13 protein-coding genes are annotated in these 14,634 nt (G+C 49.2%); 12 read left to right on the forward strand and 1 reads right to left on the reverse strand.

The features are described from left to right. The first annotated feature begins 194 nt into the window (after positions 1-194). The 7 genes from B7990_RS00005 (at position 195) to B7990_RS00040 (ending at position 7,268) form a co-directional block, all read left to right on the forward strand. Positions 195-2,051: a glycoside hydrolase gene (locus tag B7990_RS00005; RefSeq protein ID WP_088639044.1), complete on the forward strand. Its 1,857-nt coding sequence runs from the start codon at positions 195-197 to the stop codon at positions 2,049-2,051. Between the two features lie 3 nt (positions 2,052-2,054). Further along, positions 2,055-2,741, forward strand: a complete 687-nt coding sequence (locus tag B7990_RS00010; protein WP_088639045.1) for a hypothetical protein — start codon at positions 2,055-2,057, stop codon at positions 2,739-2,741. After that, positions 2,731-3,417, forward strand: a complete 687-nt coding sequence (locus tag B7990_RS00015) for a lytic transglycosylase domain-containing protein (RefSeq protein WP_088639046.1) — start codon at positions 2,731-2,733, stop codon at positions 3,415-3,417. Before B7990_RS00010 ends, B7990_RS00015 begins: the two co-directional genes overlap by 11 nt. A gap of 70 nt (positions 3,418-3,487) precedes the next feature. Then, entirely contained in the window at positions 3,488-4,852 is a 1,365-nt protein-coding gene (locus B7990_RS00020; RefSeq protein ID WP_088639047.1) for a TolC family protein, read from the forward strand. 15 nt (positions 4,853-4,867) lie between these two features. After that, positions 4,868-5,446, forward strand: coding sequence for a phospholipid-binding protein MlaC (locus tag B7990_RS00025; RefSeq protein WP_088639048.1), 579 nt, complete (start codon positions 4,868-4,870; stop codon positions 5,444-5,446). Beyond that, positions 5,446-6,564 (forward strand): hypothetical protein, encoded by a 1,119-nt coding sequence (locus tag B7990_RS15030; RefSeq protein ID WP_254917242.1) that lies wholly within the window; start codon positions 5,446-5,448, stop codon positions 6,562-6,564. Before B7990_RS00025 ends, B7990_RS15030 begins: the two co-directional genes overlap by 1 nt. Then, on the forward strand, positions 6,564-7,268 hold the full coding sequence (locus B7990_RS00040; RefSeq protein WP_088639049.1) for a pseudouridine synthase: 705 nt from the start codon (positions 6,564-6,566) through the stop codon (positions 7,266-7,268). The genes B7990_RS15030 and B7990_RS00040 overlap by 1 nt, the downstream gene beginning before the upstream one ends. Positions 7,269-7,384: 116 nt before the next feature. Here the strand turns inward: B7990_RS00040 and B7990_RS00045 are convergent, their stop codons facing one another. Next, entirely contained in the window at positions 7,385-7,759 is a 375-nt protein-coding gene (locus tag B7990_RS00045) for an HU family DNA-binding protein (RefSeq protein WP_088639050.1), read from the reverse strand. A 105-nt stretch (positions 7,760-7,864) separates the two neighbouring features. Here B7990_RS00045 and B7990_RS00050 point away from each other — a divergent pair, with 105 nt between their 5' ends. The 5 genes from B7990_RS00050 (at position 7,865) to B7990_RS00070 (ending at position 14,605) form a co-directional block, all read left to right on the forward strand. Further along, on the forward strand, positions 7,865-9,088 hold the full coding sequence (locus B7990_RS00050) for a tRNA-dihydrouridine synthase (protein WP_088639051.1): 1,224 nt from the start codon (positions 7,865-7,867) through the stop codon (positions 9,086-9,088). Between the two features lie 135 nt (positions 9,089-9,223). Continuing rightward, complete coding sequence (locus B7990_RS00055; protein ID WP_088639052.1) at positions 9,224-10,051, forward strand: TIGR02147 family protein; 828 nt, start codon at positions 9,224-9,226, stop codon at positions 10,049-10,051. Between the two features lie 17 nt (positions 10,052-10,068). Then, positions 10,069-11,082, forward strand: coding sequence for a hypothetical protein (locus B7990_RS00060; protein ID WP_088639053.1), 1,014 nt, complete (start codon positions 10,069-10,071; stop codon positions 11,080-11,082). Between the two features lie 48 nt (positions 11,083-11,130). After that, positions 11,131-13,017 carry an HD-GYP domain-containing protein gene (locus tag B7990_RS00065; protein WP_088639054.1) on the forward strand — a complete coding sequence of 629 codons (1,887 nt, stop codon included), beginning with the start codon at positions 11,131-11,133 and terminating at the stop codon, positions 13,015-13,017. A gap of 295 nt (positions 13,018-13,312) precedes the next feature. Beyond that, positions 13,313-14,605 carry an aminotransferase class I/II-fold pyridoxal phosphate-dependent enzyme gene (locus B7990_RS00070; RefSeq protein WP_088639055.1) on the forward strand — a complete coding sequence of 431 codons (1,293 nt, stop codon included), beginning with the start codon at positions 13,313-13,315 and terminating at the stop codon, positions 14,603-14,605. Positions 14,606-14,634: the final 29 nt, after the last annotated feature.

Here is a 14,634-nt window from a genome sequence, read left to right on the forward strand (position 1 = left end):
ATCGCCGATGGTACCTGGCCCTCGGGTCCGGGAGAGTAGGTCGCCGCTGGATTCACGCCCCCTTGGTCGAACAAACGACCGAGGGGGCTTTTTTATTTTGTCCTAAATGAACTTTCTGAAAAACATCTTTGTTTTAGCAATTTCTAGCGACTAATAACCAATAACCACTAACTAAAATTGCTATTCTTTGTCGCATGAATCCTAGAATATCCTTTGTATTGCAGATGTCGCCATCGACCTCGTATGAAAACCTTGAGGCGGTCGCGCGTAACTTGCTCGAAGGATTGAATGTTCTTCTGAACTCGGAACAGGTAAAGTGCTCCATTTTCTTGGATGGGCCTGTGATCGAGGCGCTTTACAATGTGGCAAAGCCCTTGATGTTCGGCAAAATCCAGAATGCGATTCGCAATGGGGTTCTTGAATTTTTAGGCGGTGGCTATTACGATCCGATGCTGCCGCTTTTCCCGGAAGATTTGCAGATGATGCAGCTGGAACTGCATCGCAACTACTTGAAGAAGGTTCTTGACGCAGAACCGCAGGGGTATTTCAACTCCTCGCTGGTGTGGGAGCCGGGCATGGCCGATGTGCTGGAGCGTTCTCGTTTTGACTATGCGCTGGTGACGGAATCTGCTGTGCAAGATGCACTTGGTCGATCGACGCCCGTTTCGGGATGGTTTACGCTTGAAGATCGCGGTGCGCTTATCCGCATTGTCCCTGTGTCCGAGACGCTTTCGAAAGCGATTGCCGAAGATAATCTTTCTTGGCGCTCTGTCGCAGAACAGTATTGCCGCGATGGTAAGTCTGCCATTGCGCTTTTAGATATTCCTTCTGAACCGGCTGAGATTATTGATTTCTTTGGACGCTTTGTAGATTTTGTCGAGACAAATGAGGTTCAGACTAGAACCGTCGGTTTTGCGGTTGACCAGCTTGAAACTTGCGGTACGATTAGCTTCCTTGTTTCGGCGGGGCGCAAAATTGGTTTGCCTTCGACTGCACGGACTTGCCGCGAACTATTGATTCGTCGTCCAGAAATCAATATGCACCACAAGACTTTCCTGAATTTGTACAGGAGAGCCCGCTGTGTGCTTTCGGGCAAGAAGTGGCTTGAATTTTGCCATGCGCTTTTGCCGGCAATGGCCCCCCTTTATTTTAGGGACATGTTCAATCGCTCGGGCATGCGTTCCATGATGGTCCGTAAGCGCTCGAACAAGCTTTTGATTGCGGCATCGCAGATTCTCGACGACCTGACTGGTTTCTCGGGGCTTCGCGTGGATGTGTGCGACTTTTTGCTACGTGGCAAAAAAGTTCTCTTTTGCGAAAATCCAGAATCGTCTTACTTGCTTGATTGCGGCATCGGCGGAGCGCTCCGGGCTTGGAATTATAAAGGGGCAAAGATTAACTTAGTGAATTCCTGGCGTGACGACGGCGAACCTTCGTTTGCGTTTTTGGATTGCCTCCTCCCGAATATGGACTTTACACCGGTCAAGCTGGAGCAGATGCTCTATGACCGCAAGCACTTGCTTGCCGACCTGTATGACTACCGCATTCTCCGTTCGGAATCCGGCACGGAGATTATGCTTGACGAGGAACAGGGCTTTGTAAATGAAGAACGCAAGGCTTTGTTCAAAATCAAAAAGGTCTTTACGTTCCAGGGCGACGCTGCCAAGTTTACGGTCTCGTATGCTATCGATAACCTTGCATACGTGAACACGAAGGGATATTTCGGGACGATTCTTGAGCTTGGACTTCTGTCTCGGGGTGATGTTAACAAAGTCTGGATTGATGGCAAGAATGTCAAGTGGAACATGGTCGAGCCGCTTTTGTACCCGGATGGACGGTTGCTGGAAATTCGCGACGAAAAGGGCGGCTGTGTTTTCCGCATGGGCTTTGACCGACCGACATCTATTTTTGTAGGCTCCATCTTTGGGGCGACATCGTCGGCTGCGCCGCAGGCTTTTCAAGGTATTCGCGTGTTCCCGTTCTGGAACGCTCCGTTCAAGGTGCTTGACCGCAAATCGTTCAAGATTTCAGTGTCAGTGACCAAGAGGTAAATTGTGCGGGCTGACTTGATTGACATCCAGGTAGAAGATCGCGGCGAAGAAGTTGAAATTTCGCTGTTTGGCATTCTTGGCGAATACCAGCTTTCGGCTGTTCGTGAAAAGCTAGAAATGCTAGTGCGTGGGCCGGGCGTGTTCTTTTTTGTGAATCTCCAGAATGTGCGTTTTACGACCGAAGCTTATCGCAGCCTGTTCCTTGAAATTCTGAACTTGATCAAGCAGCAGAAGGCAACTCTCATCTTGCTGTTCGAGAGTGAAGAGCTGAAAGCTTATTTTGAACGGTACCGCAACATTTTTGAAATTTACAGGAACCGTGAGGATTACCGTAAGTCGGGGATTTCCAAGCAAGTTCACTTGGTGGGTTTCCACTATGAAAAAAGGTCCATTAGCCTATCTCCTGGCTTTGCGATTTCTGTGGCGCTTTTCCTGATTGGCTGGGCTGTTACGTTGTTTGTCATCGTCGTTGGGCAAGGGCGTGAGATTTCTGATAAGCAGGCGCAGATAACGGCGCTTGAAAGCCAGAAAGCCCGTTACATCCGCGAAATAGACCGACTGGAATCGGCGATTGGCCCGATGCGTAAGCTTGGTGTTGTTCAGGATACGACTTTGCTCAGTTCTTTTGGCGCGATTCAGGACTGGGTCTCGTATCTAGAATATTTGGAGAAAGATCGGCGTGAAAAGTAGCGTTCGTCTCTCTTCGATGAGCGTTAGCGTTCTGTTTATCATTGGCTTTGCAGTTTTATTCTTTTTTGCGAGCGAATGGTATTCAAACCGTGTTAAGCTTGAAAAGATGGCTTATCAGGAGCGCGTCCTTCACAATGACCTAGAACACTTGGAGGTCGTGGGCAAGTGGACGCTTGATTACGTGAAAATCGAAAAGGCGCTCACGTACATGCTTGGTGACCGCCTGTCCGAAGTGAGCTTTCGCATTTTGGCGGAGCACTTGTGGAAGATTTCGCAGTCGTATTCGCTCGATCCTTTGATCATCCTTGCTGTCGTGGCGCAAGAAAGCCGCGGCAACCCGTATGCGCGTGGACGTTTCCAGACTGGTAAATTCTCGGGCGCACTAGGACTCATGCAGATAAAGCTAGAAACGGCTAAGTCTATAGGTCGTAGATTTGGACTTGTTATCGAAAGCGAGGCTGACTTGTTGCGCCCTGAAGTAAATGTGGTTGTGGGGTCGGCGTACTTGATTCGCCTTATCGGAAAGTATGGCAATTGGAGGGATGCCCTGGTCGCGTATAATCTCGGTCATACGGCCGTTGACAAGCTTCTGGAAAAGAATCTTCCGCTTCCGACTTTTTATTATGAGGGCGTTGTTGCGAAATACAAGGATCTGGTAAAGCACTGCTCCTTTTAAATAGCCTTTTGGGAATCAAAAGATAAATCTGAGGCTGTAGGGGCTTAAATCTTTTTTCTAAATTCTAGGCGTGATAAGGAATGTCTTTTTTATACTGGCGTTGGCGGGGGTTGCCTTAGCGGGCGATGTCCGTTATGATTGCCTGCGCTTTGTTGAACAGGGGCTTGCGAAAGATCCGCAGGTAGCCGAGACGAAGTTCGGCTTGGAAAGCAAGACCGATAAAATGCGTTCGCTCAAGGCCGAAGCTATTTTGCCGACTTTGAATGTCTCAATGATGGTCGGGCCTGCGCCCGGTCTAAAGGAGACCGTAGATAACTGGGGCGATACTGTAGATACGTATGATTTTTCTCGAATGGGGCCTTTTTGGGCTGTTCAGGCAAAATTTATCCAGCCGTTAAATTTAGGTCAATACCAGACGGGTAAAAAGGCGCTGGAAGCGGATTTGCAGCAAAAGACGTTCGAGATCGAAAATAAAGTTCTCAAGAAAGAAGTCGAACTCCAGACTTACTATTACAATTACCTTCTTGCGCTTGAAATGAAGCGCGTTGCAGGCGATGCCCAGAAACAGGTTGACAAGGCGTACGATCAGCTCGAAGAAGCTTTAGATGAGGATGAACCGACGGTCTCGCAGACGGACCTGTTGAATCTCAAGGCTAAAATGCATACCGTCAAGGAAGGCGTGATTGAAGCGGACCTTGGGATGAAGCGTGTCATGCTCATGATTCGGTTTGTGCTTGGCTTGTCGGAAGAGGATCCGTTTGTGACGGAAGATTCTGTGCTTGCAATGAGAAAAGAACCGTTGCCGACGGAAGAACAGGTTCGCGAACTCACGATCAAGCATAATCCTGAGCTGAAGCAGCTGGATGCTGGACTAAGGGCCAGAAAGCTACAGATGGATTTGGCGGAAGCAAGGCTTGCTCCGGAATTCTTTGTCATGGGCGAGTTCGAGTATGTCAAGAGCTGGGCCGGAAACCGCAATGTATTGCAGAAAAGCGCTTTTGCCCAGGATGCCGTTAACAAAATTTCAGGGCTTATTGGTATTGGCCTGAGATACCGTTTGAATTTCTGGAAAACATGGGAAGAATTCCGCCAGGCGAGAACAGACTATCGCGGTCTTCGCTTGAAAGAAAGCTATGCTACGGATGGGCTTGTTTCGAAGGCTATAGAACAGTATTACCAGGTTGTTGCCGCCAAGGGAAAGCTCGATGCCTTGCGTGAAAGCTTACGTGCAACGGAAGCGCTTTTGAAAGATGCCGCCATGAAATACGACCTTGATAAATCCCAGACGGGTGCTCTTGTATCGGCCTATACGCAGAACATAACCATGCAAAAAGATTATTATTTCGCAGTTTGCCGATATAATGTCGAATTTGCCGGATTAGTGGCAAAGATGGGTTTGTCAATTCGGGAGTATAATTCGTATTTTAATAAGTAAATGAGGAGTATCAAGATGTTTAAGAAAATACTTATTGCCATTGCTTGCGCGTCTCTTTTAGCTTTTGCTGCGGACGATCCGGTTTCTGTTGTAAAAAGCAAGGACGCAGAATTGCAGAACATCATCAAGAAGTCTAAACGTACCGCGAAAGAAACGGAACGCGTTAAGAGCTTGTTGAATGATTCCTTTGACTTTGCCCTCTTGGCCAAGAAGTCCTTGGCTGCAAGCGACTGGAAGGCCCAGGACGAAGCATCCCAGCAGAAGTTCGTGACGGAATTCCAGCGCATGGTCCGCAACTCCAGTGCAAACCGCCTTGAACTTTATCGCGCCGATTCCACGATTTACGAACCGGCCAAGATGAAGGGAACGGACGATGCTCGCGTTGTGGCTCACTTGTGGAACAAGGGCAAGGAATCGGTGCTCGAATACAAGATGACACTTGTGAATGGCAAGTGGAAGGCTTGGGACTTGGTCATCGACGACCTTTCTACGGCCCGCAACTACAAGGAACAGTTCAGCAAGATTCTGAAAGACAAGAGCTTTGCCGAATTGATCGACATTATCAGCAAGAAGGCTGACGAAGCCGAAAAGTAATGGGCTTTTTTTCCTGGCTTTTTTGTGCAATTCTCGTTGTAGCGCTTGTGCTACTGCTTTTCCCGTTTTCGTTTCGGATTGATTTCGAGGCCGGGGAGCGCGGTGTGCGGGCGCTTTTCTTTTTTTTCAAGAAGAAAATTTACGAGTACGAGAAGAAGTGGAAGGAAGAAGTCGGCAGTAAGGAGCTGGCGGTTGAAGGAGACGACAAATGCGTAGATCGAGAGTCGCGACCAAGCTCGCTTGGGCATGACCGAGATCAGCATTTGGGACAAGAGCGAAGCGATTGTCCAAAGACGAGAGACGAGAAACTAGATGCGCCGCCGACTGAAGCGGTTGCGAAAAAGCCTACTGAAACACCTAAGACGGAACCGATGGATGCTCCGGCAGGGACTGAATTAGGAATTAAAAATCCTCAGGATTCGTCATTGCGAGCCGAAGACACCCCCGAAAAGCGAGAGTCGCGACCAAGCGAGCTTGGGCATGACCGAGCCCAAGGGGGTGGGGCTGTGACCCATCCAGTAAAGTCTAGCGCAAGCAGCGAGAGTGCGCATCCTGTGGAAGTAAAATCTTCGCCTGTAGTTGAAGTTTCTTCTGATGCAAAAGCTGCGGAATCCGAGAAGCCCGATGATGAAAAAAACGCCGAAGATAAAAAGCCGAAAAAGGAAAAGCGCAAGCTTTCGGACCGTGAATTTTGGACCATCATTTTGACGCCGGATCTTGATGCTAGGGCGTTCAAGTACATTCTGAAAATTTTGAAGTCGGCGCTTACGCTCTTCCGTGTGCGCTTTAGCGATTGCTTTGTCGAGGGCATCCGCACGGATTACCAGACCATGGGCTATATTGCTGCGGTGAACGGATTCTTGAAGGCGTACCCGTACGTTGGCGATTGGGACTTGAGAATGGACTGGTGTAACGAAAAGGAACTCCGCGCAGTTGGCTCGGTTCGCTTGAACATTACGTTGCTCCGCATTTTCTGCTTTACTTTGGAAACGCTTGTGCTGGCTGGAATTTTGGCGTTTAGCTTTTGGCGCCGTCGTGCACATGTGATTAAAACAAATGAACTCCCGCAACTCGGATTTATCCGCAGGCGGATTCTTGAATTTATTTTGGAGGACTGATGGCTGTTTTGACTTTGGAACGATTGCTTGCTTCGATGGGCTTTGGCAGCCGCAAGGATGCGCGTGGGTTAGTGCGCATGGGCCTTGTGGAACTGGATGGCAAGGTTCTCGATGACCCGTTCATGGAATTCAAGACGCGTCCGGAATTCATCACGGTGAATGGCGAAGAAACGCCAACGGTCGAAAAATTGTACGTGATGCTTTACAAGCCGACGGATGTGGAATGCAGCCACAACGCCCGTGACCACAAGCCTGTGTATGATTTATTGCCAGAACGCTTCACGGCAATGGGCATCCAGTCCGTCGGGCGTTTGGATGCGGATTCTTCGGGACTCTTGCTGCTTTCGAATCAAGGTGACTTTATCCACAAGGTCGAAAGCCCGAAGAAGGGACTCTGGAAAAAGTATCGCGTGACGCTTGCACGCCCGTTTACAGATGCACAGAAGGCGGAACTCTTGGCGGGTGTGATGCTCAAGGACGAAAGACGTCCGGTGCTGGCTCGCGAGATTGAAGTGAACGGAGATGCCGTGGACATCTCGATTGGCGAGGGACTGTACCACCAGGTTCGCCGCATGTTCGCTGCGGTCGGCAATCACGTCGAGACGCTTGAACGCATTGCGATTGGACCGGTTGTTCTGGATCGCACATTGGGTGAGGGCGGTTGGCGATTCCTCACCGAAGAAGAAGTCGCTGCACTGTCGTAATAAAGGAGATGCCCGCTCAGTGGCGGGCATGACAAAGAAAAAGAAAAGCCGGCGTTCAAGCCGGCTCTTTCGTATCAGGCGTTTGCGTTGCCTGAGCTAATAGGTTCAAAGTTCATTTAGATGGAATCGTCGTCGCTACCGACGTGTACGATTTCGTCTTCGGTTTCAAGTTCCGGCTGTACAGAGGCTTCGCCGAGGATGCCTTCGAGCGAATTGATCTTGTCCTTAATGTCGTTGCTGAACTTGAATGTCGGGACCAGGCGTTCGTCGATGAGGACTGTTTCGCCAGTGCGGGGGTTGCGTGCCGGGCGAGCCTTGCGGGGCTTGCAGGCGAACGTGCCGAAACCGCGAATTTCAATAGTATTGCCTTCGATAAGCTTCTCGCCGAGGAGGTCGAGGAACTGTTCGACAACAATTTTAATATCATTGCGCACAAATCCTGTGGATTTGGCGATTTCCTGAATAAGAGATTGTTTAGTTATATTAGCCACACACTAAATATAAGTTTAACATAGACTTAGAGTGATGGTTGAAGCGAAATTAAATATCTTTTTCGGGTTCACATTGCGGAATATTTGTGAATAGTTGTGACTTAAATGTTGAAGATTGATAATTTGCCTAAAAAGGTCCGTTTTAATCTCCGAAACAAGGAGATTTTCCCCAATACGATTCTCAGTCCGATGGATGGAGTGACCGATGCTCCGTTTCGGCGGCTTTGCAGGGTGCTTTCGGGCGACCGCATGGGACTTTTGGTTTCTGAGTTTGTTCCGACGGATGGCGATGCCGTGTTCAACCCGGATGGACATAAGCAGCTGAAGTTTTTTCCGGAAGAGCGCCCGTTTGGTGTGCAGATTTTTGGGCGTTTCCCGGACCGTATGGCGGCAGCAGCTGGCAAGATTGCCGAGCGTTATCACCCGGAATTCATCGAAGTGAATGCGGGGTGTCCGGCGCCGAAGGTGGCGGGCAAGGGGAGCGGTTCTGGACTTTTGCGGGACTTGCCGCGTTTGCAAGAGATTCTGCACGATGTGAAGGCGGTTTTGGACGCAAAGACGCCGGAGATTCCGCTCACGCTTAAGTGCCGTATTGGCTGGGACGACGATAGCATTAACGTGATGGAAACGCTCAAGATCGCCGAGGGCGAGGGCGTTGAAATGCTCACGGTTCACGGTCGTACGCGTTTGCAGGGGTATAACGGCCTTGCAAACTGGGACTGGATTGGCAAAGTAGCCGCTGCGGCGAAGATTCCTGTGATTGGAAATGGCGATGTGAATAGCGTCGAATGCGCACGCGAACGCATCAACACTTACGGCGTTTCGGGCGTGAGCATTGGGCGCGGGGCGATGCATAACCCGTGGATTTTCGGGCAAATTGCAGATGCATGGGAAGGTCGCGAAAAGCATGTGATAACCGCGCAAGAAGCACTTGATGTGTTCCCGCTCTATTACAAGTTTAAGATTGAGGATGGGGCGACGGAAATGAATGCGATGGGCCGTATGAAACAGCTCGCCGCGAGACTGTGCAAAGGTTTTTGTTTAGAAGAGAGACGAGAGACGAGAGACGAGAGAGAAAACCGTTCCGTCATCCTGAACGGAGTGAAGGATCCAGTGCGTTTTGACGGTGTTCAAGAGAGCGATAATGTCGCGATGTCGGTGCGGCAGGCGCTTTTGACGTGCCAATCGGCTGCGGAAATGCTCGATCAGGTTGAAAAGCTCAAGGACGGGATTGCCCGTGAAATGGTCTTTGAGCCGGAACGCCTCGTGAACCTCAACGGCGCCAAAGAAACTGAACTCAAGTTCGGTGATCAATTCAAAGGAAGATAATAGCTCAGGTACGAGAGGGTGGTGCCCGCTCGGTGGCGGGCATGACAAAGTACGGCTTAACAAGTACTCAAAAAAAATCTCAAAAATTTGCGTTAGTCTATTGACTTTGAGTCAAAAATTGAGTACATTTGGAGTATGGACAAGTTTATTGACATATTCCAGTTTACTCATTTCCGCAAGTACTTGGATGAATACCAGGCGGCACGAATGCAGACGGACCCTGAATTTACCAGGGCTGGTGCCTGCGCTTTGCTTGGCCTCCCAAAGACTCGCAGTTACTACAACGATATCGTCAAAGGAAAAAAGCTTACCGGGCGCATGATTCCCAAGTTTGTGGAAGTTCTTGGACTCAACAAGAAAGAGGCCAGATACTTTGAAACGATGGTGAATTTCGATCAGGCGAAAACGACGACGGAACGCAATGCGTTTTTTGATGAACTCATCAAGCAGCATCCGGATCCGCACCACATCTTGAACGAAGATGCCTACGAGTATTACAACCACTGGTATAATAGTGTGTTGTTTACGGCGTTGGATGTGATGGATGTTTCGGATGATCTTGAACCGATCCAGAAGCGCATTTTCCCGAAGGTCTCCGTGGGAACTTTGAAACGTTCGCTTGAATTGCTGGAACGCATTGGCTTTGTGCGCAAGAACGAAGACGGCTTTTGGAAAAGCTCTCGCGATTCGGTGAGTAGCGGTGCCTACAACAATAGCGACTTGGTGCGCCAATACCAGTTGCAGTGCTTTGAGCTTTCGAAGCAGGCGCTGCTTGCCGATGACGATAATCCGTCGGACATGGGTACGTTCACGTTCAGCGTTTCGGACGATGCGTATAAAGAAATTGCCTTGGAAATTCAGAACTTGAAAGCTAAGGTGCGCAAGATTATTACGCAAGATAAAAAAGAAGCGACTGGGGTTCACCAGTTGAATATTCACTTGTTCACAAATTTAAAAAAATAAATCGAGGAGGAATAGTTATGATTTCTGATAAAGTTGCAAAGTTGGGCGTTGCTATGGCGATGCTTGGTCTTGTTGTACTTACGTCCTGTAGTGAAAATGATAACGGTATGGCTTCGTCATATAGCGAAACGCAGACGGGCAAGCCTGTGATTCGCTCAGGAATGCCCATTGCTGAATTGGATACGACTTATCTCCGCAAAGTTGTTAACGAAGGTCATGGTTGTGGTTCTCTAGCCAAGAGCGCTGTTAATGTGGAATCGGAAGGTGTTGCTGAAGTTGATAGTGCTGAGACTGAGGTTGTCCAATATTTCCGCATTTCCTGTTCGGCTCATGATGATATCTATCTCTATATAAAGACAAGAGGTCAGATCGTTGATTCAGAAGGCCAGCCTGTAGTGGGGGCGGTTATTTATGAAAATTATTGTTCTTTTGATGATGAGCGTTGCCAGCATGTTACCGATAAGGATGGCTATTTCTACATAGATAGTGTGCATTTCCTTACGTATTTGCAAATGGATGATCCTAAGGGTAAATATCTTCCTGATTATGAATTGATCCAGTTGCGGGCACTTTCTGCGGACTTTAGTCTAGGTGCGAATGTATTTATGGAATTTTCGAAAGCCACGGTTGCAGTCGTTGATGATGATCCTGTGGCCGATTTGGGAAAAATTGTTGTGGAACCAGTGTACACGGCAAAATTTTATTTGGATTCTCTTTTTGCGACTGAAGTGGATAGTACTTTGGAATATGATGAACGCGATAATGAAAGATGGAATGAAACAATGACGAAAAATATTGGGAAAGATGGTGATGGTATTTGCGTCGCCCTGAATGAAGTTGTTGTTCCCTCAGGTGTTCGGTTTGTTCCATCTTTATTCTATCCTTGCTATAAGGTGACGGAAGAAGACTATAAGAATGGGTATGTCATCTTTTTTGGTCTGCCTGAAGGCAATTATAGAATTGACATCAATGGATTTGGAAATAGGCATGTTCCTGATTTTATAATTACTGGAGATGGAAGTGTTAAATAAATCACGCTTTTTTTTGCAATTGTTAAAAAAATATTCTATATACAGAATGTGAAAACATTCGTTTCTGCCCATAAGCTCGTCCAGATTATTATTCTGATTGTCATCGGCATTGTTGTCAACCGACTGCTTGCCGATTTAGCCATCTATTTCAAATTGCCGCTGTACCTGGATAGCGTGGGTACGATTGTCGTGGCTGTGATTGGTGGGTTTAGCCCGGGCGCGATTGTCGGGTTCTTGACGAACTTCATTGGCGGTTTTGTCGATTCTTCGACGTATTATTACGGCACGATCAATGTGATGATTGCCGTGTGCGCGGGAATTGCGGCAAGGCGTGGGGCATTCCACCATGTTTCCCGTTTGCCGATGCTGCTTGGGATGCTGATGATTTTGAGCATCCCCTGCTCGGTGCTTTCGTATTTCCTTTTTGACTTCAAGATTGCCGAGAATGTGGTGACGCCGATTGCGACGGCTTTGCACGAGGGCGGGCTTCCAGTTTTGTTGTCGCAGATTTTGGCGGATTTCTGTACGGAAATCCCGGACAAGTCGATTTCGATTCTTGTGGCTTATGTGCTGATTCACTTGACGCCGCGTTGGTTTGTCAAGGCGTTTGATTCTGTTTCGGGCCGCTCGCACGAAGACCGTTACCGTTCCAAAAACGAAATCCATACGCTCAAGGCGCAGGTGACGGCGCTCTTGTTTGTGTCGAGCTTTGCGCTTGCGGTGGTGGCTACGGCGGTCGCTTACAAGACGTATTCCGAAGCTGAAATCCATGAGACGACGCTTTTGGCGGAGTCTGTGAACCGTCTTGTTTCGGACGCTATCCAGAATGCGGATTCGACGACGCTTCACGAGTACATTCATGAACTCAAGGGAAAGCACCCGCGCATTTTGACGATTACGCCTGGCATGCACGAGACGGGCAAGTGGGATGTCTCGATTGTCTGTACCGAAGCTCCGAATCCGGTCTGTACCAAGTTCAGTCTTGCGGCAATTCGAATTAGCGTGGTGCTGTTTTGCACGAAGATTTTCTCGACGCTGTTTGGACTTTTGCTTGCGATTGTGTTTACGGCCATCTTGATTGCAAACCGCAGGGTGGTTTACCCGATTCACGAAATGACGCTTGAAATGGACCATTTTGCCTACGATAGCAGCGAAGGGCGTCGGACGTCGATTGACCAGATCAAGGGCCTTGAAGTGGTTACGGGCAATGAAATTGAGAATCTGCATTCGGCGATTATCAAGGCGGTCGAAGAAATTGATTTGTACATCAACAAGTCCGAGTACCAGGCGGCCTCGATTGCGGCTCTCCAGACGAACATCATTACAGTGCTTGGCGACATGGTGGAAAATCGCGACGAGACGACGGGTGGCCATGTGCGCCGTACGGCGGCTTATGCCGAGCTGATTGCGCGACAGTTGCAGCGCGATGGCAAGGAACCTGAAATTGACGATGCGTTTGTTTCGACGATCGCTGTGGCGGCTCCGCTCCATGACATCGGCAAAATCAACATTTCTGATGTGATTTTGAATAAGCCGGGCAAGCTGACGGACGAAGAATTTGCAGAAATGAAGAAGCACACGGTTTATGGCCGCGATATGCTCGTGCGTGCATCGAAGAACTTGGGCGAGACGGCTTACCTCAAGATGGCGAAGGAAATTGCCTACAGCCACCACGAATGGTGGGATGGCTCGCGAGGCTATCCGGAGCGCTTGAAGGGGAAGGATATTCCGCTTTCGGCTCGCATTATGGCGGTCGCGGATGTGTATGACGCGCTCGTTTCGGAACGCCCGTACAAGAAGGCGTTCTCGGTGGATGAGGCTTTCCGCATCATTACCGAGGATAGCGGTACGCATTTTGACCCGGAAGTGGTCGATGCTTTCGTGAAAAACCGCGAAACCGTCGAACAGATCATGAAAACCAAGTTCGAAGATTGATTTGTTACAATAATTGTAAAGGTTGATTGCGTCATTCTGAGGGCATTGCCCGAAGAAACGAGTGCAAGGCGAATAAAGCAGGGCTGCTTGCAGGCCTATTTTTGAGCCGAAGCCTCGGACGGAGTTGCCGTCAATCCAGTAATATCTAGTTGTAAAAAATGACTGGATCCTTCACTGTCGTTCAGGATGACGAAGAATCTTTCATTAACCGCTTTTTTGATGTCCTTTTAATCTTGCGGGAGGACTCTAAATTTTCTAAATTGCCCCGCGGAAATTTCAAAACAGGACATTGAGAATGAACTACAATCCTCTCGCTCAAGCTTTGAATGCAGAACTCTCCGCTAACGGTTGCTGCGTTCTTGACATGCTCTCTGAACAGGGCAAGGCCATTTTCTTCCCGCGCAAGGGTATTCTTGGCCAGGGTGCCGAAGCCAAGGGCTCCGACATCAATGCGACTATCGGTACAGCTCTCGAAGATGACGGCTCTCCGCTCGTTCTGGATTGCGTTCTCAAGTCTCTGAACCTCCCGAAGCAGGCTTTCCTCTATGCACCGAGTTTTGGTAATCCGGACCTCCGCAAGGAATGGAAGGCCCAGGTCGTGAAGAAGAACCCGACGCTTGCATCCAAGAACTTCAGCAACCCGGTCGTGACGGCCGCTTTGACGCACGCTATCAGCTGCGCCGGTTACATGTTCCTTGACAAGGGTGACGAAGTCATTATCCCGGACCTCTACTGGGACAACTACGAACTCGTGTTCGAAAACGCCCGTGGCGCAAAGATCAAGACTTTCAACACCTTCAAGAACGGTGGTTTTGATACGGAAGCCTTGAAGGCCGCCCTCGCCGAAAGCAAGAGCAACAAGAAAGTCGTTCTCCTCAACTTCCCGAACAACCCGACTGGTTACACCGCTACCGAAAAGGAAGCTGTCGAAATCGCAAAGATCCTCACGGAATGCGCCGCTGCCGGTAACAAGGTTGTTGCTCTCCTCGACGATGCTTACTTTGGACTCGTCTATGAAGATGGCGTGACGAAGGAATCCCTCTTCGTGAAGCTCGTGGATGCTCACGAAAACCTCCTCGCCGTGAAGCTCGATGGCCCGACCAAGGAAGACTATGTTTGGGGCTTCCGCGTTGGCTTTATGTCCTTCGGTTTCAAGGGCGCCACTGAAGCTCAGCTCAAGGCTCTCGAAGACAAGGCTGCCGGTACGGTTCGTGGCAACATCTCTAATGCACCGTCTATTAGCCAGAAGATTTTGCTCGCTGCTTACCAGAGCGCCGAATACGCTCAGCAGAAGGCTGAAAAGTATGCAACGCTCAAGAAGCGTTACGACATTATCAAGCAGGTGTTCGCCGCTCATCCGGAATATAACGACGCCTTTGAACAGATGCCGTGCAACAGCGGTTACTTTATGTGCATCAAGCCGAAGGGCGTTGACGCCGAAGAACTCCGCCAGAAGCTCATCAAGGATTACAGCACGGGCACGATCATGCTCTCCGGCCTTATCCGCATTGCATTCAGCGCTGTCCCGACCGAAAAGCTCGGCAAGCTCTTTGAAAATATCTATAATTGCATCATGAAGATGAAGTAGGCATGGGCAATGAGCTATGAGGTCGTGCC

Origin of the sequence: Fibrobacter sp. UWB4 (assembly GCF_002210345.1) — a bacterium.
In the GTDB taxonomy this organism is placed as follows: Bacteria; Fibrobacterota; Fibrobacteria; order Fibrobacterales; family Fibrobacteraceae; genus Fibrobacter.